Source organism: Thermoproteus thermophilus, from assembly GCF_055392855.1.
In genome coordinates, this window is record NZ_AP042466.1 from 186,426 (window position 1) to 206,697 (window position 20,272).

Here is a 20,272-nt window from a genome sequence, read left to right on the forward strand (position 1 = left end):
GCATCGCGTGAGACAATATATCGGCGTCTTGCTCACAGCGATAGCGGTGTTGATACTCGCGGCAACGCGGGACTCTCTCCCCACTATACTGGGCATGTCTATATACGTAGTCGGCGTTGTCTTGATCTTGATTCCGCAGAGAAGGCCTGCGCGAGGCGAGGCCGAGGAGCGGCGTCAAGAGACGAAGAGGCCCACGCCTGATGAGCTCAAGAAAAGGCCTATACAGCCCCCGGAGATTTGATGAAGACCATAGCTTTTATCTCAGGTCTCAAGGGCGGCACCGGCAAGACCACTCTTGCGGTCAACGCGGCGGTAGTGTTGTCGTACTCGTTGAGGAAGAAGACCCGATTCCCCGTCGTGCTGATAGACATGACGCCGGGCGTCGGCACGGCGGCTATGTTGTTCCTGGGCACTCATAGCGCACAAGGCTTTGCGAGCCTCTCGGAATATTTCGACGGCAAGCTCGTCGACGTGCTCCAATCCTTTTACTTAAGGCGTTGGCAACTCCAGCAAGACGAATTCAACGTGGTCTTCGCCTTCTTCAATAAGCCCACCGTCCTATCCGCCAGGCTTCTCAGCGTATTGATAAAGCAAATAGAGGCTAGGCTAAATCCGCTGGCGTTGATATTAGACTCGCCGCCCACAGGCCACGACACGGTCTTGTCCGGGCTACTCGACTTCGTCGTGCCGGTCGTGACGCCCGACATCTCGTCGATAGCCACGGCGGCCGGAGTCGCCAAGGCTCTGAGGGGCAAGACGCTGAGGCCTGTGCTTAACATGTACGTGGAGGGCTACGACGTGACGCCCATCTACGGGCGGGATTGGCCGGCTATAGTGAGGGATCACTTCGGCGAGGAGCCCCACATAATACCGGCGGACCCCTCCTTCGAGGCCGCTAGGCAAGCCCTCGAGATAGAGTCGTTGAAGCTTAGGCCTGAGGAGTCCCCGGGGCTAGCCGCTATGTTGGCCTATATGCGCTACCTGGCGACACAGCTCTCTATTTGATGCGTGATCAAGCCGAGCGTCCTCAAGTCGCGTACTATATAGGCCCTACAGGGGACCGCCTCGTGGTATTCCTTTTTAATATAGGAACCGTTCCTATCGACTAGAACCGCCTGGTAGTCGGCCATCAGAGCCCCTATGAAGTCCTCATAGAAATCATCGCCGACGTGGACGTAGACGTCCGGTATCATGTCGCCTACCAACACGGTGAGGGCCATCTCGAATATACGCGGGCTCGGCTTTACGGAACCGACGTCGTCGGCGTATATCTGGGCATCGAGCAGATCGGCTATCTCGAGCTTTGCGAGCAACTCCCTAGTCGCCTTGGACCTCCAGAGGAGTACGTTCGAGACCACGCCGGTTTTATAGCCGTCGTCCTTGGCCGCTTTTAGCGCCTCCACCGCGTCTTGATGAGGCTTTATGTCGAGCCCGCTCACAGCTTGGTCTATCATGTTCTGCACCTCGTACACGTCGAAGTCAGCCGCGATCCCGCGCTCTTTGAGCTTCTTCTTTATCTTGTAAAGGTTGTACGTCGGAGGGATGAACTCTTGCCTCTCCCTACGGGCCAGCTTCAAGGCCCGTCTCTCCTCTTGCACGAAGGAATACACGGAGCTCCACTGGACTCTGCCCCCTAACGCCTTGGAGAGCACGTCGGCGACAACCTTTATAGCGGGCTCCACGGGCAGTATCGTGCCCCACACGTCGAAGGTGATGGCCTTGCTCATCGTACTAATGATTAGCATGACTATTTATGCCCAAACGCCGTTTCTGGACTTGTTCAATCAAGCCACTTCCTTCAAGATAACGCCTGAGGTAGTTAATTTAAATACATATACAAATCTTACAATTTATTTTAAAAATAATGTAAATTTTAATAATACAAATATAACTATAAGTAATGCAATAATAATTTATAAGAAATTTATTGAAAACATAGCGATATACGGGATATACCCAACCGGAGATCAAGTCGTCGTGAACGTCAACGGCACGTCGAAGTCGTTGAGGGTTGAGAATGTATGTAATATATTATATAATTCACTAAATTTTACAAATAAAATATATATAAATATTACATCAAATTGCTTAAATTTAAAGGAATATATTAATAATACACAATGGATTATAGGGGAACCCTATAGTCCGCCTTATTCCGGATTATATAATATTATCATAACAAATAATACATATTATATTAATTTTACTTATATTGTATCACCTTCTATAAACACTAATAAAACTTCTTACGGTCAATGGCTCAATATAACCCTCGATCCGCCTCTGCGCGGGCTCGGCCTCGCCGTGATAGGGCCTTTACAGATACCGGTCACCTCGACGGTGACTATACCCCCATTCGCCCTACCTGCAGGCGATTATAGGCTTGTGCTGGAACAAAACGGCCTAGTGCTACTCAACTCGAGCATCTCAATATTGAAAGCCATCCCACGCATAGCTATTAATATAAATAATACTATAATATACGGTTTAACATCATATTTAAATATAAAGACATTTATATTTAATAATGAGTATAATTTAAATATAAGTGTATACATTAATGGCTCCTTGGTTGCTACGGGCACGACTCCGTTTCAGCTCAAGTTGCCTGCGCTCGACGCGGGGACTTATAACTTAACGGTAGTGGCCGCGGAGACGGCGAACACGACGCGCTCGAACTCCAGCGTCTTGTTCAAGATCTTGCCAGCGCCCGTGAAGGTCGAGGTATACGTGAACGGGTCGATCGCGAAGCAGGTAGTCGTGGCCTCATACGGACAAATCCTCGTCTTGAAAGCATTGCTCAACTCGACGGTTGCTCCTGTCGGCGTGGTGAAGTACTTCGTTGACAACAACGCCTTTGGCGACGTAGTGGACACGCTAAAGCTCGGCGCAGGTGTCCACGCCCTTAGGGTCGTCTTCGTCCCATCCAACAACAACTTCCTGCCGGCGAGCGCGAACGTCACAATAGTCGTGTCTAAGTCCATGCCCGTCTTGATAGCGCCGAGGAGTATAACCGCGACGTACGGGGAAACCCCCAACATGACGGTCGGCTTATTTGTCTACGGGAGGCCGATACCTGCGACCCTCGTGATTTCCGTGGGGAACTACACCGCGCAGATCGGCGTAAACGGGCTCACCACTTTGCAACTGCCCAAGTTGCCGGCGGGCACCTACGAGATCTCGATAGTTTTCCCGGGCACGCAGGACCTCTACCCCGTCAGCGCCACGTCCTTGTTAGTGGTCCGAAGCGCTAAGGTCTCGTTAATAGTCGAAGCCCCCACGAGGGCGGTATACGGCTCCTCGGTGCCCATCTCAGTCGCCGCGCAGCCCCAAGTCCCCGGAATTATCTCGATATACATCAACGGGACGTTGATCTATTCAGCGCAGGGTGCGCGCGTCCAGACGTACTGGAGCCCGCCCAGAAGCGGACTATTCAACGTGACCGCGTCGTTCCAGAGCCTCTCCAGCAACTACTCCAACAGCGTGTACTCGTTCTACGTGATCGTCGAGAGGGCCAAATGTTCTATCTCCTTATCTCTCAACTCCACCGAGGTGTACGTGTTGCGGAGGTATCTGCTCGTGGCGAACTCCACAGTGATCCCAGAGGTGTACGTAGACGGCAAATACGTCGGCACATCTACGTCGATTCCCATAACGTTCAACTCAACAGGTGCGCACATCATAACGGCGCTATTCAAAGGCGATGATAGGTATACGCCGTGTAATTCAGCGCTCTCGGTGGAAGTCTTGAAGAACCCCTCGACCGTAACGCTCAGCATACCCTACAAACAAGCTTTGCCGAACAACCCATTTATAATATATATAGATATAAATACTAAATCCCCTATAGTAAATGGATATATTTATATATACTTCATTAATATTAATGGGAAAAATAATTATACTTTTATAAAGTATGTGAACGAATCCAAGGAGGCGCTCTCCATATCGCTTGGCGCGCCGGGCTCCTACGAGGTCAAGGCGTATTATGGCGGTAATCAGTACGTGGAGGGCAACTACTCCAACGTGGTGGCTGTGGCCGTCGTTGGGAGCGTCTTGGGAATTCCGGCGATAATGGCGGCGAGCTATGGCATTGCAGCCGCTTCGGCATACGCCGTGGTCGTGGCGTTAAAGTTAAAGAGGAGGAAGTTCAGCAGTTCATGATATCGGCGCCGCCCGCCGTCTTGATACTTCCGCTACCCAACAGGGACCAAGTAGTCTCAACTGTGACCATGGTCGTCTCGAAGTTGAGGAAAATGGGCGCCTCCGTGGAGCTGAGGAAGGCGGATGGGCCCGTGTTCGTTGAGTGCAAGGTGTCTGCAGATGGCGTGCTCCAGAGGCTTGACGTGTACTTGGCCGCCAGCGGCGACGACTTCGCCACGGTGACGCCTGTCCAGGAGAGGATCACGAACGGCTTCGTCGAGAGGATCGCTTACGCGCATATAGTGCAAGGGGTGGCGGTTCAGATAACCTACGAGGCCAAAGAAGGCGTGTCCCTCAAGGGCGTTGTGGTATACGCCGTGGGGCCTGCTTACAAAGACTTAAAGCTCTAGACGAGATAACGTTTATATACATTTCGGAACCCCTTTTCGTGAGCCTTATCAGCATCGACGAGTTTAAGAAGATAGATCTAAGAGTCGGCAAAGTTCTGGAGGCGCAAAGAATAGAGGGGTCTAGAAAGCTGATACGGCTAGTCGTCGATTTGGGGGCTGAAAAACGCCAGATAATAGCGGGCTTAGCCGAGCACTACCAGCCGGAAGCCCTCGTGGGCAAATACGTGGTGGTCGTGGCGAACTTACAGCCGAAGAAGCTGATGGGGTACGAGAGCCAAGGCATGCTCTTGGCCACATGCGATAAGCCGACTCTCTTGACTATCCTCGACCCCTCAGACGAACACGTAGGGGAGCATGTCTGCTAATCTACCGAGGCATATAGCGGTTATACCGGACGGCAATAGGCGATATGCGCGGAAGTACGGGCTCTCGTTGATAGAGGCCTATAAGCGCGGCGTAGAGAAGGTTAGGAAGTTCGCCACTTGGGTGCTCGAATATAGGGATATTAGACACATGACGTTCTTCGCGCTCTCGACGGAGAATCTACAGAGGAGTAGAGCGGAGCTCGAAGTCTTGTTCAAGATATTCAAGGACGAGATAAGGAGGACTTTGGAGGACCCCATAATCCACGAGAACAAGATAAGGGTCAAGTTCATCGGCGATCGTAGCCTACTGCCCCGCGACCTCGTGGCTGAGATGGAGAGGCTGGAGGACGCGACCTCCTCCTACGGCGACTACGACCTCACGTTGGCCTTGGGCTACGGCGGGAGGGCAGAGCTCGTCAGATGTATTAAGAGAATTCTGAGCGGCGAGGTGAAGCTGGAGAGAATCGACGAGAGCTCCCTTTTCCAATGCCTCGATACGTCGCACCTCAAATATCCAGAGCCCGACATAGTTCTGAGGACGGGCGGCGAGAAGAGGATAAGCAATTTTCTATTATACCAGACCGCCTACAGCGAGCTCTTCTTCCTCGAAAAATACTGGCCAGAGGTGGAGAGGGAGGACTTGAGAGAGGTCTTGCAGGAGTACGCGCAAAGACAAAGGCGATTCGGCAGATAGCCCTCCGCGTCGCGTCCAGTTCGCGGGCGAGTCTGCATAACTGCAAGCAGCCGCCTCGACGTCTTAGCCGCCGCGGCGCAGGGACGACATGGGATCTCGACGCCTTGTAGAGCTCTGAAGCGGTCGGGCGCATAGCAGAGGACTCTCCGCGCGACCGAGTTAAGGCGTCGCGTAAGATTAAATAAACCAGCGTTCTGAATATCGTGGCCAAATACGTCATAGGCTCCGCCTGGCCCTATGTCCAGTCGGTCCCGCATCTGGGCAACATGATAGGCTCGGTCCTATCGGCGGACGTGTATGCCCGCTATTTGAGGATGAAGGGACACGACGTCGTCTTCGTGTCGGGCTCCGACATGCACGGCACGCCTATTGAGGTAGAGGCCATTCAACTGGGGGTGGACCCAGGCGACTACGCGATGAGGATGCACGAAATCGTCGCAGAGTTGTTCAAGAGGTGGAATATATCCTTCGATCTATATACACATACTCATAGTGATACTCATATAAAATTTGTGCAAGAATTCTTTAAAAAAATATATGAAAATGGATATGTATTTATAAGAGAAGAGGAGCTCCCCTATTGTCCCAACGATAAGATATTCCTGCCCGATAGGTTCATAATAGGCAAATGCCCTTATTGCGGCTACGATAGGGCCAGGGGGGATCAATGCGAGAGGTGCGGCAGGTTGCTGGAGCCGCGGCTCCTCGTAGAGCCCAGATGCGCCGTATGCGGGGCGAGGCCGGAGTGGCGTAGGACTAAGCACTGGTACCTCGATTTACCCAAGATAGAGAAGGAGGTCAAGAAATACGTCGAGGGGAACAACGAGCTCCCGCCCAACGCTCGGGAAATGGCCTTGGGCATACTCCGCGAGGGGCTAAAGCCCAGGTCCATCACTAGGGACAACAAATGGGGCATACCGGCACCCTTCCCCGGCGCTGAGGGCAAGACCATATACGTGTGGTTCGAGGCCGTCCTCGGCTACATCTCGGCGGTTAAGGAGTACTTCGAGAGGAAGGGACAACTGGAGAAGTGGAAAGAATATTGGCTCGACCCATCCACCAAGGCGGTCTTCTTCGTCGGCAAGGACAACATACCGTTCCACGTGATAATACTCCCCGCCTTGATCTTGGCAAACGGCGGGGGCTACACGATGAGGCTTACTACGTCGTCGACCGAGTACTTGAACTACGAAGGCGATAAATTCTCCAAGAGCAGGAGATGGGGCGTCTGGATAGACGAAGCGCTTAAGCTGTTGCCGGTCGATTACTGGCGCTTCGTGTTGATCTACATGAGGCCGGAGAATAGAGACGTGGACTTCACGTGGGCGTCGGCCATCGAGGTGATAAACAAGGTCATGAACGACGATATAGGGAACTTCGCCCACAGAGTCCTCTCGTTTATCAAGTCGAGATTCGGCGGCGTCCTCCCGGCGCCTGGCCCCTCGACGCCACTCGACGAGGAGTTCGCGAGGAAGATCGCCGAGAGGGTCAAATCCGCAGAGGCGCATTTCGAGAGGATAGAGCTCAAGGACGCTTTAATGGACGCCGTGGAGATAGCGCGGGAGGGCAATAGATATCTAAACCAACGTGCACCGTGGCAATTGATTAAGGAGAAGCCCGAGGAGGCGGCCACCGTGGTGTACAACTCCTACGCCGCACTGAAGGCGCTCGCCGTCTTGTTGTACCCGGTGATCCCCTCCTCTATCGAGAAATTGTGGTCCATGATGGGGCTCGGACAACCCATAACTTGGGCCGACGCGATGAAAGCGCCTGAGCCCGGGACGAAGCTCGGCGAAGTTGAGCCCATGTTCAAAAAGGTGGAGAAGAGGGAGCTCGAAGCCATGTTGGATGAGTTGAGGAGGATGAGGGAGGAGCGCTGGAGTAGGAAATACCCGTGGGAGCAAGTGGTGTTGGACTAGAGAATCTCGCCGTATAGATATACCGGACCAGCGCCGGCTATTCTGACCTTGAGGAACTCGCCCATAACGCCGTCGCCGTCCCCCCTCTTGACCACCACTTGCCTATACTCGTCGGTCCTCCCCACTACTAGTCCGTGGTCCACCTCGTCGACTAGGACCACCTCGTTCCTCCCCACGCGCATGCCGTTTCTCAAATGCGCGACTCTCAAGGCTATTTCCGACACTATCTTGCTCCTCCTCTTCTTCTCGACATCTGGCACCTGGCCCTCCATGACGGCGGCCTCTGTGAAGGGCCTCGGGCTGAACCTGGCCACGTGGACCTCGTCGAATTGGAGCTCCTCGACCAGCTCGACCGTCTTCCAGAAGTCCTCCTCGGTCTCGCCGGGAAAGCCCACTATCACATCGGTGGCTATGAACACCTCGTCGTTGAGCTCTCTCTTTATCTTCCTGATCAAGCCTCTGTATTCGTCCGCCGTGTATCTCCTGCCCATCTTGTGCAAGACTTCGTCGCTGCCCGATTGAACGGGCAGATGGAAATATCGGTAAACTCTGCGATCTCTCTTAACAATATCTAATATTTGATCCGCGAACTTCCCGAAGACCCAAGGCTCCGACATGCCGATCCTGATCCTGTACTCGCCCTCGACCTCCCTCAGTATTCTCTCCAAGAGATCGGGCAAGTTCCAGCCGTTCCTCCACCTAGCCTCGAAGCCGTAGGTTATCACGTCTTGCCCCGTCAAGTAGATCTCCTTGGCGCCCTTGGCGACGGCCTCCTTGACGCGCTCGACCACTAGATCTGGCGGAGCGCTCCTCACATAGCCGGCCCCGCCTCTAGTGTATTTAGTCACGCAGAACGTGCAGTTGCCTAGACAGCCGACTTGGAGCGGCACGGTGTATATCAACGAGCCGTTGTGTTGCGGCAAGACCCTCATAGACCTCTCCGCCTCGCCCTCGACGCGCTCGGGGTATATCAGCTCTGCGCTCGGCGCAATGCGCTTTATCGTGTAGGGCCTCGCCTTGGCGAGGCATCCGGCCACCACCAGCCTTTTGGCGACGGCCGATAGTTGGCCTATTCTCTTTAGTTGGCGCACCTCACCGTCCTCCCTCACCGCGCAGGTGTACACGAGGACTAAGTCGGCCTCGCGCGGGTCGTTCGCCTTAACGCCTCCGAGCCTCTGGAGTAACAAATCGGCATCGGCCTTGGCTAGCCAACAGCCGTAGGTCTCCACGTAAATCCGCACGAGCGACTCGCGAGTTATTTATTTATGCTTATCACAAGGCTCATATTTGATAAATTTATAATACAAAGAATCCCGCTCGAAATCCCTCACTTCGTCGAGTGTAAGCTTACATCCGCAAGACGGCTCGATATATATCCGCCTAACCTTATTACGCGCGTCCTCTTTTACGACCCTAGTCTTTATCTCGCCCGAATCCATCACGAATACAGTAAGGCGGCCTCTCGACGCGACTTGTCCCCACAAGGAAAGCTTGGATATTATCTCATCGCTTATTGGCGCCTCGAAGACAAAGGTCTTGGTCCTGACGATGCGTTGCATAATCCAAACATGGCGCGAAATTAAAGCTTTTACCTAGATGAGCTGTAAATCATAACTAAAACCTCTATTGCTTTCGACGCCAAATCGCCGGGTAGTTGGCCTTGTAGGGCCTCGACCGAGGGATGTACGTATGAGGCTATCTTCAGGTAAGTCCGGAGGATCCTCTTCTTGTAGGGGCCGGGCAAGCCGCTTCTCTCGAGCATTGACATATTGAACGCGACGCCCCGCTCGCTACGCCTCTTGAGCACGTCCATTCTGGCCTCTGGCTTAAAGCGCTTCATGTACAAGATCTGTATACCAATCTCCATCAATAGCTTCAGACAACAAGCTAGCTCGAGGCCCTCGGCGTTTTTACATTTATTCAAAACATCCAAGGCGAACCTCTTGACGGCCTTCTCGTAATCGGAGGCCTCCTCAACGCCCTTTATGGCCTCTTCCAATTCCTCCCACACATCTTATTTAACTCCGTCGAGTTATATCCATGTCGCGCGCCCTATTGGGTAAGATCCCAGTCGGGTCGGGATATCCCGTGAGGATAATGGGCGTTATTAACACGTCGCCCGAGTCGTTCTTCGCCGGGTCTGTCGTAAGGGATGCCGAAAGCGCGTTGAAGCTGGCGCAGAGCTGGCTCGGCTTTGTCGACGTGATAGACGTAGGCGGCATGTCCACAGCCCCCTATAAGGACACTTGGATACCCCCCGACGAGGAGGCCGAACGCGTGGTCCCCGTGGTGAGGGCCTTGGCCCAGAACTTGGATTTGCCCATAAGCGTGGACACCTTCAGGCCTAAAGTGGCCGAGGAGGCGTTGAAGGCCGGCGCATCTGTAGTCAACGACGTAACTGGCCTTAAGCTCTATCCCGATATGTGCAAAGTGGTGAAGGACTACGGCGCCTCGCTCGTGGTGATGGCGAGAGAGAGGGAGCCGAGGCCTGGAATCGATCCAATCGATAGGCTCTTGTCCGCGTTGAAGGAGAGCTTAGACACGGCGATCTCGTGCGGCATAGACCCCGAGAGAATCGTGGTGGATCCCGGAATAGGTTTTCCTATATTGCCGAAACGCGATGAGCCCTATGTAGTGACGGGGGAGTACAGACACGACGACGAGAGATGGCCTTGGTGGAAGTGGGATTTGTACGTGATAAAGAACTTGTCCAAATTCGCCGCATTGGGCAAGCCGATCCTAGTGGGGGTCTCGCGCAAGTCGTTCATAAGGCGACTTCTCGGCGTCCAATCGCCCGACGGCGTTTTGCCCGGCTCCTTAGCCGCCGAGGCTCTCGCTGTACTTCACGGGGCCGATGTGGTAAGGACCCATAATCCGAGGGAGAGCTGGCAGGCCGTGAGGATAGCCGAGGTCTTGAGAAATCTTAAATAGTTAGGAGATAACGGATTTCATGAGGGTTGCGATATCGGAAACCAGGGGCCGCGTAGAAGGCCCGGGCGAGGGCGAGGAGCTCTCGATATACGATGTGAGCGGGGGTAGATACGTCTTAGTGGAGAAGCTCGAGAACCCGGCTAAGTACGCCAAGATGGCGAGAGGCGCTGCGGCGCTCGCTGAGGCGCGCAGGCGAGGCGCCACGGCTATTATAGTGGCCGAGATAGGGCCAAGGGGCTTCGAAATAGCGAGGCAGTGGGGCATGAAGGTCTTCGTGTACGAGGGCTCCGTAGAGGAGGCACTCGCCAAGTTAGTAGCCGGGGAGCTCAAGGAGGTCTCGGGGCCTACCCACGAGAGGCATCATCACCACGGATACGCCTTGGGGGTCTCGGAGGACGAATACGCGCTCTTGTTGAAGTACACACCTAAAGGCGGCGTAGCGGCCGACTTAGGGTGCGGCGCTGGCAGGCTCTGCGATGTGCTCAAGGACATAGCTTCGTTGGTCTATTGCGTGGATATAGACAAGGAGGCGCTCGAGCACGTGAAAAGGATAGACGCGCCCAACTTAGTCTTGTTGAACGAGGACATACTCCACACGTCCATACCCGGAGGCGCTGTGGACGTAGTCGTCTTGGCGAACGTCCTCCACGATGTGGCCGACAAGAAGGCTGCCGTGGAGGAGATATCGAGGATATTAAAACGCGGAGGCCACGTCGTCGTGATTGAGCACAAGCCGGGCTCTCTCTTCGGGCCTCCGAGCTTTATGAAGATAGGCCCCGACGAGGTCAAGAGGTATTTCAAGGAGTTCAAGGAGGTCGAATACGACGATTTGGGCCACCACTACGCTCTGGTGTTCGAGAAGCCCTAATAGTCTATCTCTGCCAGAAGGCCTCTCAATATCTCCACGAACTCCCCGGGCTTGTCCAAATACGCTGGGTGCCCCGCGCCGGGCATAACGACGACATGGGCCGATGGGAGTATTCTCTTCAATAACGGAGCATATATGCTAGGAGGCGATATCTCGTCCCTCTCCCCCCATATCGCAACGAGGCGTCCGCCGTATTTGGACAGGGCGGTTTGTAGCTCTTTGTCATCTAAGCCCACGGGCCCGACGAGCACGGCCAGCTTGGTCTTATAGCCGAGCGCGACGTACCACATGAGCACCTCGCCCGACATGGAGGGGCCCACTATCGGCGGATCGTCTAACGAAAGAGCGTCGAGCAGCCCCCTCAAGAACTTGGCGTACCCTTCTGCGTTGGACTTGAACTTAGAGCTCTTCGACTTGGCGCCGTACGGCATATCGATGGCGTATACTTTATAGTCTCTGGTCAAGCTCTGCACTATGCCCGACGCGATCCAGTTGTCGGCGTTGAACGAGTACCCGTGTAACAACACTAACGGCTTCCCTAACCCCTCCTCCACGTATCTTATCCTTACTCCCTCACGCGTTATTACCCTCTCCGGCATCGCCGCCGACTTTAGTCCTCATTAAGGAGAACGAGTCGCCCTCGCGCAATACCGATAAGCCGGTCTTTGAGGGGAACATCTCTATCCAGACGACCTTGTCGGGATGAGTTAAATTGACCTTCCTATCGATGACCCTAGCCACGTAATCTATAATCGACAGCCTATCGTATTTGACGCCCCTCTTCTTGAGCTCTATCTTGAACGTCTCGTTGGGCCCGATGTGTTTGGCCGCAAGCTCGGAGGCGGCCCTCGCTATTTCGTCCAAGTCGGTCCTCACCACGACCATTATAGGAGTGGCCCTCAAGACGAACCTCGGCACGTAGTATCCCGACGTCACGAGATCCGCGAGCGACTTCGTGAACTCGACGGGATCGCCCTCGACCTCGGCCGTTAATAATCCGTCGAAGCCAGTGAACCAAACTCCCTTGACTCTTTTAGCCAAGATATCGCCGATCTTGTAGAGCTCCTCCATGCACATGCGTTCTTGCCTCCAGCCGGTCGCCACCACGAGGTTGAAAGACATCTGTAGAACTCTCCTATCGATAAATAAATTCACCGGCCCTTGCAGACTCCCCCGGCAACACCACGTCGTCGGGCGTCACCACGATGAGCCCGAGCCGCACGGCCCAAGTGATCACCCTCCTAGCCGGAACCTCGCCGCAGTAGCCGAGGCTACAGAGCATCTCGATCACCTCGTCCAGCGTCAACGAGGACCTTTCTCTCAATTTATCCAATATATCCGAGAAGGGCCTCAAGGCGGCGAGCCTCTCGGCCAATTCCCTCTTGACCTCGTCTATACCGCTTGCGACGAGCCTACGGCCTAAGTCTGTCAACTCGACATCTCCAGAGACCACTTTTACAAGGCCCAGCGACTCGGCGGCGTTCACGGCCGAGCTGAGCTCGTCGAAGTCTATCTCGACCTCCTCATCTATCTTGTAGATATCTATCTTGCCCCCAAACGCGTTCACGACCTTGAGGAGGCCGAGCACTTGATCTATGGACGCAGGATGGAACGACCTACTCATCTACCAATAGATCGAGCGATTTCCTCTCGATAGGGCTGAGGCGCGCGAGCAAGGACCTACAACCTGCGTCGTTACGATTACGGCAGATCTTATACATCGCCAATGCCTCGACGTCGCCGACGTCCTCGCGGCGGGCCAACCTCCTCAAGGCCTCCGCCCTCTTGGCGACGCACTCCTCGTCCGGCTCCTCGACGACCTCGGCGGAGTCCCCCCTCTTGAGCTGTAGCCTTATCGTACAGGTCTCGGCTACGTAGGAGATCTCAACCTTGTCGGCAGACTTCACGGCGCTACGCTCCCCCTCTATCTGCGATGCGAGGGCTAACAACCTCAAGGCGAGCCGCGTCGCGCCTCTATACGGCCACGCCAGGAGCCCCATGGCGATTCTCCTCAATTCCTTGATGTCGTTATCCGTCAACTCCTCGGGCCTCTTGTTCAAGAGCTCCTCGGCCTTGTCCAGATCTTGCTGAGTCAAGATCTTAGGCCGCGCCAAGGATCTCAACGACTCTACCTCCTCCGAGGAGATGACGCCCCTTGCGGCGAGCATCTCGGTGAGGCTTTCTATAATAGCGTAGTTGTTCTCGCGCATCCACAATAGGTTTGCGAATATAGGATAGATCAAGGATTCGAGAGACTTAAGACCTCTGTGTATGTACACGGCGATCCACACTTCCAGGACGCCAACAGCAGCGAGCATTAAATAAATAAGATCCACGAGGACGTAAACAACCGTATTATAAAAATTCCTCCCAGTCGTCGCAGAGGCCGATCTCGCCGCCGAAGACGACAGCCCCCTCGTCGAATTTGAACCTATACACCTTGACTGAGCCGCCCGATTTGGCGAAATTCGCGAAGGCCCTCGCGAAGCGGGGATCGGTGCGCCAATTGGGTTTAAAACAGACGGCGTCAGGCCTCATGACGAGCACAATGACCATGGCGCTGTGGCCCTCCCTCAGCAAAGCTCGCAGAATCTCCAAGTGCTCGGCCCCCCTCTTGGTGGGGGCGTCGGGGAATAGGGCAACGCCGTCCACTACTAACGTGCAGCCTTTGACCTCTACATAGGTATCTCCGGCCAAGAAGTCTAGCCTATGTCCGCTCACGCTCACCTCCCTCTTGGCGTTGTCCAAGAAGAGGGCGGCGACGTCGTTGTGTATTCTGCTATCTGCGACGACCCAAACGCCGTTTGGAGCCTCTATGGCCGTCACGGAGCAGTTGGTTTTGAGGCCCTTCGTAGGCCTTACGAGGGCCCTCGCGCCCCTCCTAACGAGCTCCGGCAATCTGCCAGGATCGTGGAGGTGGCAGAACTCGATTTTTTGCCCGTCTGTTACCCTGACGAGGAATCGGTTGGGCCTATCCAATATCTCCACGAGCCTTAGCGGACCGTTGAACTTGTATACGACGTCGCCCACGGAGGGCGCCACGGTGGGAGAAACGTTATATATAATACCGTTTCCCCAGCCCTATGCCTAACGTCGAGGTCAAGGAGGTGCCCGAGGTCAAGGGATTTGGCGTAGTTAAGAGCGTGCCGAATAGAGCCGCCTTAATCCAAGACCTCAAGCCGGGCGTGGTGTTGGTCTTCCACGGCAAGGAGGGCTCCAACATGCTCGTCGAGGTGTTCACGCCGGATCCCAACGGCGACAAGACCCTAGGAGCCGGCAAAATGGCCTCTTACAAGTTCTCCGGCCCCTTCGATAAGGTCGACAACGCGTATGCGGCGATACTCTTCTGGGCGTTGAACAACGGCGTATCCCCCGGCTCTCCTACTAGGGAGGTGTACCTTAAAGTGGACAAGGGCCAGAACCCTCCAGAGGTCGAAGTCGAGGTCCAAGTGCCTATTTAAGGGAAGCCCCTATTTCCTTCATCAACCTCACTAAGAAGTAAAGTCCCCTGCGCACATCTTCGTCGAGTAATAACGCATCAATGGCCTTTAGGAACCCCACTTGCTTGCCTCTGCTCTCCCTCATCGCCGCGTCCAAGGCTTGGGCGATCCGTATAGAGGCCATTGCGTCGAGCATCTTAGGAGCCTCGTTCATTACATAGAACGCCCCAGTCGTGAAGTAAGACTTGACGGCCTCCCCCACGTTCTCCGGCTCCGCCAAGCTTTCGAGGAGGGCGAGGAGGCCCGATTTCTCGAGTTTATCGAGCAACGAGAGAAGCCTCGTCACGCTATCGGCGCTCTTGGCTAATGCCTCAAGCGTAGCGGATAGTTTCTCCAAGTTGAAGAGCAACGACACGATTCCTGTGTTCAAGAAGCTCTTGGCGACTTCGCCCACCACATCGGAGTCTAGGAGATCCCCCAAAGTGTCGAGCAACCCGAGCTCGTCGGCCTTCGTCAAGATCTTCGCGAATTTGGCCAACGCCTTGGCCGATTCCGGACTCAACGCCTCGGCCAAGCTCTGAGCTATGGCGGTCTCGGTCTCAGACATAGATCCTCCTGAGCTTGGCGGGCTCGGTCGCCTCGAAGTAGGCGTCGAATATGGGGTTCCAGAGCTCGGGATACTTTATCATATCCCAATAGGCGGCGGCGAACGCGAGCTTTGCCAGATGCGAGAAGCGCGAGGGCGGCAACTTCACTACGGGGTTGTTGTAATCGCTTATCACGAAGGTCCCGAGACCGTATCCCAAATCGAACGGGCAGTTTGTGCGGCCGTTATTGCGCGCATCTTCGCCCTGTAGCCTTCTCGCCACAACGGTCGCCTGAAGGTGGGCCGTGACTCCGGTCTTGGCCACGGGCACGGCCGACGCATCGCCTATGACGAAGGCATCGTCATACCCCTTTATGTTGTTGGTGAACTTATCGGCTTGGATGAACCTATCTTGCGTCAATACCTCCTCTGGGGATATCTTAATGTCGGTTCCCACGTGTGGCGGTATCACGACCAACGCATCGTATTTGAGCTCCTCGCCTTCCATTGAGACAGCGACTTTCTTCTCTTCATCTATCTTGTCGAGGATGAAAAACGTGACGTACTCCACGCCGCGTTCCTTCAAGATGGGCTCGACCACCTCGTTCATGGGCTCGGCGGGATAGGGCCTGGGATAAGGCACGGCGAAGACCACCCTCACCTTATCTCTGAGGCCTCTGGATCTGAAGAACTCTTCGGCCAAGAACACGCCCTCCAGCGGCGAGGGCGGACACCTATAGGGATCCCCTCCGACCACGATCGCGAAGGTCCCCTGCTTGAGCGAGTTTATCGTGTTCCACACGCGCCACGCGTTCTCCTCGGACGAGTGGTAATCGCCGTACTTCTCAACGGCCTTCTTATGGCCCTCTATTGTGTCATACGTAGGCCGCGAGCCCGTGGCGATGACGAGATAGTCGTAGTCCAGGATTTTGCCGTTCTCGAGAACCACTTTTCTATTACCTAAATCGACAGATTGGGCGCCCGACTGGATGAACCTCACGGTCGGCTTCAACAACTCTTTGATATCCCGCCTCATGGGCCTCCTCGAGCCCTTGAAGGCGACGTAGAGGAGCCAGGGCCAGTAGTGATGAAAAGGACTTCTGTCCACCACGACGACATCGAACTCCTCCGGCGGTAGGCTGTTGGCGAGCAGCGCGCCGCCCGTCCCGCCGCCGATTATAACTACGCGCTTTTTGTTCATTTCTTGGCGGTAACTTTAATGACAGCTATGTAGGTCCCGCCCTCTTCTCTGAACTCGAGCAGCTGGTTGCCGGTACGTTTTATCCAAGCCTCTACGTCGGGCTTGAAGCCTGGGTCTGTCGCCATGACCTCTATTATGTCGCCGTTTTTCGCGTTTCTATACGCCTTGACTAGCTCCGTGATGGGACCCGGACAAGCCATCCCCCTGGCGTCCACTCTTATCTTGTTTTCAGGCATACCTAAATCGGCCCGCCATCTTATTGCCTTTATTACATAGATACATGTAATAACTCATATTATCTATCCCTACATGAAAAGACATGCCGGAGAAAATATCAATGATAGTATTTTCGGGGACTGACGACAAGCTGATACCGGTCGGCGTCATATCGCAAGCGGCCGCTGCCTTGGGCTACGAGGTCCACGTGTTCTTCACCGGCTGGGCGATGTTCAAGTTGTTAAAGGAACCTATGTCTGAGGTCTGGCCGAAGGAGTTCGAGCATATGGTGCCCAGGTTGAAGGAGGGGATGGCCAAAATAAAAGCGCCGACTTGGAAGGACATGCTTAAACAAGCGAAGCAGATGGGCGCTAAGGTATACGTGTGTTCCATGATGGCGGAGGCGGCCGGCCTCAAGAAGGAGCACTTCGATCCATCGCTTGTGGATGACGTAGTGGGCGTGACCACTTTCTTGGAAAACGCAAAAGGAGGCCAAATATTATTTATATAAATTCTTCTCTATTTTTAAGGACCTCCCACTATTCCGGCGACTTTGGGATACGGCCTGGCCTCCCACACAGCCCTCAAGCCGCATAAATATCTCGTCAACCTCTCCACGCCTATGCCGAAACCCGCCGTCTGTAACGGATACAACTCCTTTGCCATCTGGAGGAACCACTGGTACTTCGCGGGGTCTTCGCCGCTCTCTCTTATCCTTCCTACTAACTTCTCGGGTTCGTACTCCCGCTCAGCGCCGCTTATGGCCTCCCCGAATCCCTCGGGGTAAAGCATGTCGAAATCCCTGAGGACTCCGCGCCTCTCGGGGTCCTCTCTGTCGTAAAAGCCCCGCGACCCTCTGGGGTAATCGTAAACGAAAAACGGCGAATCGTGATGCGCCGACATGAGCTTCTCGCACTCCCATAGGAGCTCCTCCTTAGGCGGGTTCTTACAACCGAGCTTGTTGACGAACTCCACAGCCTCTTTGTGGGAATACCGCTTGAAAGGCCTCTGGAACTCCCGTAGTTGTCTCCCGAGCTTATCCTCGAGCTCCTTCCCGTGCACGTCCTTGATGTACTTCACTACGTAGCTGACGAGCTCCTCGGCTAAATCCATGGCGTCCATGTACGAGGCCTTGTACATCTCGATGTCGACTTGGTAGAACTCCACCAAATGTCTGCCCGTGTATATGCTGTCGTTGGGCTCAAGCCTCACGTTAGGGCTCACGAAGTATATCTTGCCCAACGAAGCCGCCATGTATTGTTTATAGAGTATCGCCGAGGACATCACCTTGTACTCAGCGCCGTAGAAGTCTATTGTGGCTTGTTTCGCGCCTCTAATGCCGGGATCCGTCACCGGCCCCACGATGGGGGATAGGACCTCCACGAAGCCCTTGGAGTCCAAGAACTCCCTTATAGCCCTCAACGCTGACGCTTGGACTCTGAAGACCAACCTATATTTGTCCGTCACCGCCCATCGCCAAGAGTACTTAACCCATTCCTCTAATTGTTTCTTGTATTGGGCCTTATCGGCGACCATTTTCTCGAACTCCAACACCGCCGGATGAAAGCCGGGCATAACCGCACTTGAGCGGAAAGAGTTTTAAAATATAGCGAAATAAATTATATGAAACACAGCGGATCTATGGGAAATTATACCTAGGATAGCCGATTATTTAAGTTACAGATTCTGTAGAGGGCGCAAGAATCCAGAAATATATGCAATAGATTTATAGAACGGCATAGACGTTACGCTGTCCGTCGTCCGGCGAGATGTGAATAAATTACATAAACCCCGCTCGACTCTCCGTAAGATAATTATGATATGCATATAAAATCTGGGGAAACGCCGTGTCGTGTTGCCCGCTAGATTAGCCGTTTTCCTCAAGGGCTTGTTCTTCGCATTGGCGGGATACAAGGAGTTCTTTGCTGAATATCCCGTAGGCGAGATTTCGTTCAGAGCTTTAAGGGGAAGAGGTGCCGTTTATCCCTTCGGGCTTATCTCGTCGTACGGAACCGCGGTGCTCGGGTCTGGTATATACGTCAATGGCCGTCCCCGCTTCAAGACGCTAGACTCCGTGGTTCTAATGCCGCCGGCCTTCACGCCGAAGAGGCTGGAGAAAGCCGCCGAGCTCCTCAGAGAGCCGAGCTTCATGGACGTGAAGACCGAGACGATAATAGGCGGTTTCCCATCAGCTTTGCCCGTAGTCGTGGGCTCCATGGGCTCGACGCACATAGCCAGCAAGACGGCCTTGAGCATATCTAGGGCGGCCGCCAAGGCGGGTATAATCTACGGCATCGGCGAGAACGTGGCCACGGTGAGGGGCTATTCGAGGAGGCTTACTAGGGGACACCCCTCATTTAAGGAGCGGCTTTTGGCGTACTTGACCAACATGGACAAGAGAGGAGGAGTGATAGTTCAACAAAGCGTCGAGGACGCATACGACGAGCTGTGGAACAAGGTCTACAGTGATAAGGACATCGAGCCGTATATAGAAGAGGGCAGAATCGGCTTCGAGATCAAGATAGGCCAAGGCGCCAAGCCGGGGCTGGGCGGAGTGGTGAAGATCCCCCGCGAGCAAGTAGAAAGGCTTAGGGCTAAGTATAAATTCGACGAGTCTGAGCTGAGGAAGAAATACGTAACTAGGTACTCGGTCCCCGGCACGTTCACAGCCGAGATACTCATGGGGATTATCAGGTTCATGAAGACGGCGTATCCGAGAGCCAAGATCTGGATAAAGCTGGGGCCCTTCAGAGACGCCTTGGACGTGATAAAGATAGCTTCAGAGGAGGGGGCCGACGCTGTGGTCATAGACGGCAAAGAGGGCGGGACCGGCATGGCGCCGACGGCCGCGATGAAGGACCTCGGCTACCCTACCCTGGTCGGCCTCAAGGCGATCAGACGAGCGCGGGAGGAGGGCCATAAGATATCCCTACTGATAGCGGGGAGGCTATACGACGGAGGCCACGTCGTGAAGGCGTTGGCTCTGGGGGCGAGCGGCGTATATATGGCGCGGCCTTTTCTCATAGCGGCTTTGGCCCACGGCGAGAAGGGAGTTGAGAACTATATAGAGTCCCTCAAGGCTGAGGTCCAGATGTTGGTGTCGGCGTTGGGCAAATACGACGTAACTGACGTAGGCCCCGAGGACGTGGCCGCCCTCGATAGGGATGTGGCCGAGATGTTGAGGATAACGTACGTGTACAGCTAGCCTAGCTTCTCCAAGTTGTCCAAAACATCGGCGTATCCTCTACGCCTCAACTCGTCGAGATCCCTTTTATCGTATTTATGTACCACATCGCCTTTTTTCGGGTCGAAATCCCACACGGCCACTATGACGTAATCCCCAGGCTTCAGCCAAAGCCTTTTGCGGTATCGTCCAGGTATCCTGGCTACTCTCGTCTCGCCGTCTTGGCAGACCACCTTGACTCTGTTATCGCCTAAAAGCTCCACCACCTTGCCCAACATCTCGCCCTCGGCCGGCACTCTGAATTCAGACATCGTT

26 protein-coding genes are annotated in these 20,272 nt (G+C 54.5%); 12 read left to right on the forward strand and 14 right to left on the reverse strand.

The annotated features are described in order from the left end of the window. Positions 1–7: 7 nt before the first annotated feature. Positions 8–241: a hypothetical protein gene (locus ACZ5PA_RS01155; protein WP_464930462.1), complete on the forward strand. Its 234-nt coding sequence runs from the start codon at positions 8–10 to the stop codon at positions 239–241. Next, positions 241–1,005 carry a ParA family protein gene (locus ACZ5PA_RS01160; protein ID WP_464930463.1) on the forward strand — a complete coding sequence of 255 codons (765 nt, stop codon included), beginning with the start codon at positions 241–243 and terminating at the stop codon, positions 1,003–1,005. Before ACZ5PA_RS01155 ends, ACZ5PA_RS01160 begins: the two co-directional genes overlap by 1 nt. On the opposite strand, the gene ACZ5PA_RS01165 is transcribed toward ACZ5PA_RS01160, so the two are convergent. Next, positions 978–1,727 carry an HAD family hydrolase gene (locus ACZ5PA_RS01165; protein ID WP_464930464.1) on the reverse strand — a complete coding sequence of 250 codons (750 nt, stop codon included), beginning with the start codon at positions 1,725–1,727 and terminating at the stop codon, positions 978–980. The two genes, ACZ5PA_RS01160 and ACZ5PA_RS01165, sit on opposite strands and share 28 nt — an antisense overlap. Before the next feature lie 841 nt (positions 1,728–2,568). Between ACZ5PA_RS01165 and ACZ5PA_RS01170 the strand changes: the two genes are divergently transcribed. The 5 genes from ACZ5PA_RS01170 to metG (ACZ5PA_RS01190) all read left to right on the forward strand — a co-directional run bounded on the left by ACZ5PA_RS01170 (position 2,569) and on the right by metG (ACZ5PA_RS01190) (position 7,531). Beyond that, a complete protein-coding gene (locus ACZ5PA_RS01170; protein ID WP_464930465.1) occupies positions 2,569–4,164 on the forward strand; it encodes a hypothetical protein in 1,596 nt (531 codons plus the stop codon). Further along, positions 4,161–4,553 (forward strand): hypothetical protein, encoded by a 393-nt coding sequence (locus tag ACZ5PA_RS01175; RefSeq protein WP_464930466.1) that lies wholly within the window; start codon positions 4,161–4,163, stop codon positions 4,551–4,553. The genes ACZ5PA_RS01170 and ACZ5PA_RS01175 overlap by 4 nt, the downstream gene beginning before the upstream one ends. Before the next feature lie 38 nt (positions 4,554–4,591). Further along, positions 4,592–4,918 carry a methionine--tRNA ligase subunit beta gene (gene metG, locus ACZ5PA_RS01180; protein WP_464930467.1) on the forward strand — a complete coding sequence of 109 codons (327 nt, stop codon included), beginning with the start codon at positions 4,592–4,594 and terminating at the stop codon, positions 4,916–4,918. Then, a complete protein-coding gene (uppS, locus tag ACZ5PA_RS01185; protein ID WP_464930468.1) occupies positions 4,908–5,612 on the forward strand; it encodes a polyprenyl diphosphate synthase in 705 nt (234 codons plus the stop codon). Before metG (ACZ5PA_RS01180) ends, uppS begins: the two co-directional genes overlap by 11 nt. Positions 5,613–5,815: 203 nt before the next feature. Then, positions 5,816–7,531 carry a methionine--tRNA ligase gene (metG, locus tag ACZ5PA_RS01190; RefSeq protein WP_464930469.1) on the forward strand — a complete coding sequence of 572 codons (1,716 nt, stop codon included), beginning with the start codon at positions 5,816–5,818 and terminating at the stop codon, positions 7,529–7,531. Here the strand turns inward: metG (ACZ5PA_RS01190) and ACZ5PA_RS01195 are convergent. From ACZ5PA_RS01195 to ACZ5PA_RS01205, 3 genes are read right to left on the reverse strand one after another with little or no spacing between them, the layout of a single operon-like run. Continuing rightward, positions 7,528–8,772, reverse strand: a complete 1,245-nt coding sequence (locus ACZ5PA_RS01195) for a tRNA (N(6)-L-threonylcarbamoyladenosine(37)-C(2))-methylthiotransferase (protein WP_464930470.1) — start codon at positions 8,770–8,772, stop codon at positions 7,528–7,530. The genes metG (ACZ5PA_RS01190) and ACZ5PA_RS01195 overlap by 4 nt on opposite strands. An 18-nt stretch (positions 8,773–8,790) precedes the next feature. Next, positions 8,791–9,090 (reverse strand): hypothetical protein, encoded by a 300-nt coding sequence (locus tag ACZ5PA_RS01200; RefSeq protein WP_464930471.1) that lies wholly within the window; start codon positions 9,088–9,090, stop codon positions 8,791–8,793. A gap of 29 nt (positions 9,091–9,119) precedes the next feature. After that, positions 9,120–9,542 carry a hypothetical protein gene (locus ACZ5PA_RS01205; protein WP_464930472.1) on the reverse strand — a complete coding sequence of 141 codons (423 nt, stop codon included), beginning with the start codon at positions 9,540–9,542 and terminating at the stop codon, positions 9,120–9,122. A gap of 29 nt (positions 9,543–9,571) precedes the next feature. Here ACZ5PA_RS01205 and ACZ5PA_RS01210 point away from each other — a divergent pair, with 29 nt between their 5' ends. Beyond that, entirely contained in the window at positions 9,572–10,462 is an 891-nt protein-coding gene (locus tag ACZ5PA_RS01210) for a dihydropteroate synthase (RefSeq protein WP_464930473.1), read from the forward strand. A gap of 19 nt (positions 10,463–10,481) precedes the next feature. Then, entirely contained in the window at positions 10,482–11,330 is an 849-nt protein-coding gene (locus tag ACZ5PA_RS01215; RefSeq protein WP_464930474.1) for a methyltransferase domain-containing protein, read from the forward strand. On the opposite strand, the gene ACZ5PA_RS01220 is transcribed toward ACZ5PA_RS01215, so the two are convergent. Genes ACZ5PA_RS01220 through ACZ5PA_RS01240 form a run of 5 tightly spaced genes read right to left on the reverse strand, consistent with a single transcriptional unit; the run spans position 11,327 to position 14,360 of the window. Then, positions 11,327–11,884, reverse strand: coding sequence for an alpha/beta fold hydrolase (locus tag ACZ5PA_RS01220; RefSeq protein WP_464930475.1), 558 nt, complete (start codon positions 11,882–11,884; stop codon positions 11,327–11,329). The genes ACZ5PA_RS01215 and ACZ5PA_RS01220 overlap by 4 nt on opposite strands. A gap of 19 nt (positions 11,885–11,903) precedes the next feature. Next, entirely contained in the window at positions 11,904–12,452 is a 549-nt protein-coding gene (locus ACZ5PA_RS01225; RefSeq protein WP_464930476.1) for a THUMP domain-containing protein, read from the reverse strand. Positions 12,453–12,465: 13 nt separating this feature from the next. Further along, on the reverse strand, positions 12,466–12,954 hold the full coding sequence (locus ACZ5PA_RS01230; RefSeq protein ID WP_464930477.1) for an AAA-associated domain-containing protein: 489 nt from the start codon (positions 12,952–12,954) through the stop codon (positions 12,466–12,468). After that, complete coding sequence (locus ACZ5PA_RS01235) at positions 12,947–13,666, reverse strand: hypothetical protein (RefSeq protein WP_464930478.1); 720 nt, start codon at positions 13,664–13,666, stop codon at positions 12,947–12,949. The genes ACZ5PA_RS01230 and ACZ5PA_RS01235 overlap by 8 nt, the downstream gene beginning before the upstream one ends. Before the next feature lie 19 nt (positions 13,667–13,685). Next, entirely contained in the window at positions 13,686–14,360 is a 675-nt protein-coding gene (locus ACZ5PA_RS01240) for a DNA/RNA nuclease SfsA (protein WP_464930479.1), read from the reverse strand. 53 nt (positions 14,361–14,413) lie between these two features. Between ACZ5PA_RS01240 and ACZ5PA_RS01245 the strand changes: the two genes are divergently transcribed. Further along, positions 14,414–14,791 carry a GyrI-like domain-containing protein gene (locus tag ACZ5PA_RS01245; RefSeq protein ID WP_464930480.1) on the forward strand — a complete coding sequence of 126 codons (378 nt, stop codon included), beginning with the start codon at positions 14,414–14,416 and terminating at the stop codon, positions 14,789–14,791. On the opposite strand, the gene ACZ5PA_RS01250 is transcribed toward ACZ5PA_RS01245, so the two are convergent. Genes ACZ5PA_RS01250 through ACZ5PA_RS01260 form a run of 3 tightly spaced genes read right to left on the reverse strand, consistent with a single transcriptional unit; the run spans position 14,784 to position 16,793 of the window. Further along, entirely contained in the window at positions 14,784–15,377 is a 594-nt protein-coding gene (locus ACZ5PA_RS01250; RefSeq protein ID WP_464930481.1) for a DUF1641 domain-containing protein, read from the reverse strand. The genes ACZ5PA_RS01245 and ACZ5PA_RS01250 overlap by 8 nt on opposite strands. Then, positions 15,370–16,557 carry an NAD(P)/FAD-dependent oxidoreductase gene (locus ACZ5PA_RS01255; protein ID WP_464930482.1) on the reverse strand — a complete coding sequence of 396 codons (1,188 nt, stop codon included), beginning with the start codon at positions 16,555–16,557 and terminating at the stop codon, positions 15,370–15,372. The genes ACZ5PA_RS01250 and ACZ5PA_RS01255 overlap by 8 nt, the downstream gene beginning before the upstream one ends. Further along, a complete protein-coding gene (locus ACZ5PA_RS01260; protein ID WP_464930483.1) occupies positions 16,554–16,793 on the reverse strand; it encodes a sulfurtransferase TusA family protein in 240 nt (79 codons plus the stop codon). Before ACZ5PA_RS01260 ends, ACZ5PA_RS01255 begins: the two co-directional genes overlap by 4 nt. An 83-nt stretch (positions 16,794–16,876) precedes the next feature. Here ACZ5PA_RS01260 and ACZ5PA_RS01265 point away from each other — a divergent pair, with 83 nt between their 5' ends. Beyond that, the gene (locus ACZ5PA_RS01265; RefSeq protein ID WP_464930484.1) at positions 16,877–17,284 is read left to right on the forward strand and encodes a DsrE/DsrF/DrsH-like family protein; all 408 of its coding nucleotides are present in this window, start codon (positions 16,877–16,879) and stop codon (positions 17,282–17,284) included. Positions 17,285–17,298: 14 nt separating this feature from the next. On the opposite strand, the gene ACZ5PA_RS01270 is transcribed toward ACZ5PA_RS01265, so the two are convergent. After that, entirely contained in the window at positions 17,299–18,348 is a 1,050-nt protein-coding gene (locus tag ACZ5PA_RS01270) for an asparagine synthetase A (protein ID WP_464930485.1), read from the reverse strand. Between the two features lie 277 nt (positions 18,349–18,625). Here ACZ5PA_RS01270 and ACZ5PA_RS01275 point away from each other — a divergent pair, with 277 nt between their 5' ends. Next, positions 18,626–19,978: a glutamate synthase-related protein gene (locus ACZ5PA_RS01275; protein ID WP_464930486.1), complete on the forward strand. Its 1,353-nt coding sequence runs from the start codon at positions 18,626–18,628 to the stop codon at positions 19,976–19,978. On the opposite strand, the gene ACZ5PA_RS01280 is transcribed toward ACZ5PA_RS01275, so the two are convergent. Further along, positions 19,975–20,268: a translation initiation factor aIF-1A gene (locus tag ACZ5PA_RS01280; protein ID WP_464930487.1), complete on the reverse strand. Its 294-nt coding sequence runs from the start codon at positions 20,266–20,268 to the stop codon at positions 19,975–19,977. The genes ACZ5PA_RS01275 and ACZ5PA_RS01280 overlap by 4 nt on opposite strands. Positions 20,269–20,272: the final 4 nt, after the last annotated feature.

What these genes read in the sequence shown, in the direction of transcription:
- ACZ5PA_RS01160 (WP_464930463.1), top strand. Translation starts at nt 241, where the DNA reads ATGAAGACCATAGCTTTTATCTCAGGTCTCAAGGGCGGCACCGGCAAG.
- ACZ5PA_RS01165 (WP_464930464.1), bottom strand. Translation starts at nt 1,727, where the DNA reads ATGAGCAAGGCCATCACCTTCGACGTGTGGGGCACGATACTGCCCGTG.
- ACZ5PA_RS01175 (WP_464930466.1), top strand. Translation starts at nt 4,161, where the DNA reads ATGATATCGGCGCCGCCCGCCGTCTTGATACTTCCGCTACCCAACAGG.
- uppS (WP_464930468.1), top strand. Translation starts at nt 4,908, where the DNA reads ATGTCTGCTAATCTACCGAGGCATATAGCGGTTATACCGGACGGCAAT.
- ACZ5PA_RS01200 (WP_464930471.1), bottom strand. Translation starts at nt 9,090, where the DNA reads ATGCAACGCATCGTCAGGACCAAGACCTTTGTCTTCGAGGCGCCAATA.
- ACZ5PA_RS01210 (WP_464930473.1), top strand. Translation starts at nt 9,572, where the DNA reads ATGTCGCGCGCCCTATTGGGTAAGATCCCAGTCGGGTCGGGATATCCC.
- ACZ5PA_RS01215 (WP_464930474.1), top strand. Translation starts at nt 10,482, where the DNA reads ATGAGGGTTGCGATATCGGAAACCAGGGGCCGCGTAGAAGGCCCGGGC.
- ACZ5PA_RS01225 (WP_464930476.1), bottom strand. Translation starts at nt 12,452, where the DNA reads ATGTCTTTCAACCTCGTGGTGGCGACCGGCTGGAGGCAAGAACGCATG.
- ACZ5PA_RS01230 (WP_464930477.1), bottom strand. Translation starts at nt 12,954, where the DNA reads ATGAGTAGGTCGTTCCATCCTGCGTCCATAGATCAAGTGCTCGGCCTC.
- ACZ5PA_RS01245 (WP_464930480.1), top strand. Translation starts at nt 14,414, where the DNA reads ATGCCTAACGTCGAGGTCAAGGAGGTGCCCGAGGTCAAGGGATTTGGC.
- ACZ5PA_RS01250 (WP_464930481.1), bottom strand. Translation starts at nt 15,377, where the DNA reads ATGTCTGAGACCGAGACCGCCATAGCTCAGAGCTTGGCCGAGGCGTTG.
- ACZ5PA_RS01255 (WP_464930482.1), bottom strand. Translation starts at nt 16,557, where the DNA reads ATGAACAAAAAGCGCGTAGTTATAATCGGCGGCGGGACGGGCGGCGCG.
- ACZ5PA_RS01260 (WP_464930483.1), bottom strand. Translation starts at nt 16,793, where the DNA reads ATGCCTGAAAACAAGATAAGAGTGGACGCCAGGGGGATGGCTTGTCCG.
- ACZ5PA_RS01265 (WP_464930484.1), top strand. Translation starts at nt 16,877, where the DNA reads ATGCCGGAGAAAATATCAATGATAGTATTTTCGGGGACTGACGACAAG.
- ACZ5PA_RS01270 (WP_464930485.1), bottom strand. Translation starts at nt 18,348, where the DNA reads ATGCCCGGCTTTCATCCGGCGGTGTTGGAGTTCGAGAAAATGGTCGCC.
- ACZ5PA_RS01280 (WP_464930487.1), bottom strand. Translation starts at nt 20,268, where the DNA reads ATGTCTGAATTCAGAGTGCCGGCCGAGGGCGAGATGTTGGGCAAGGTG.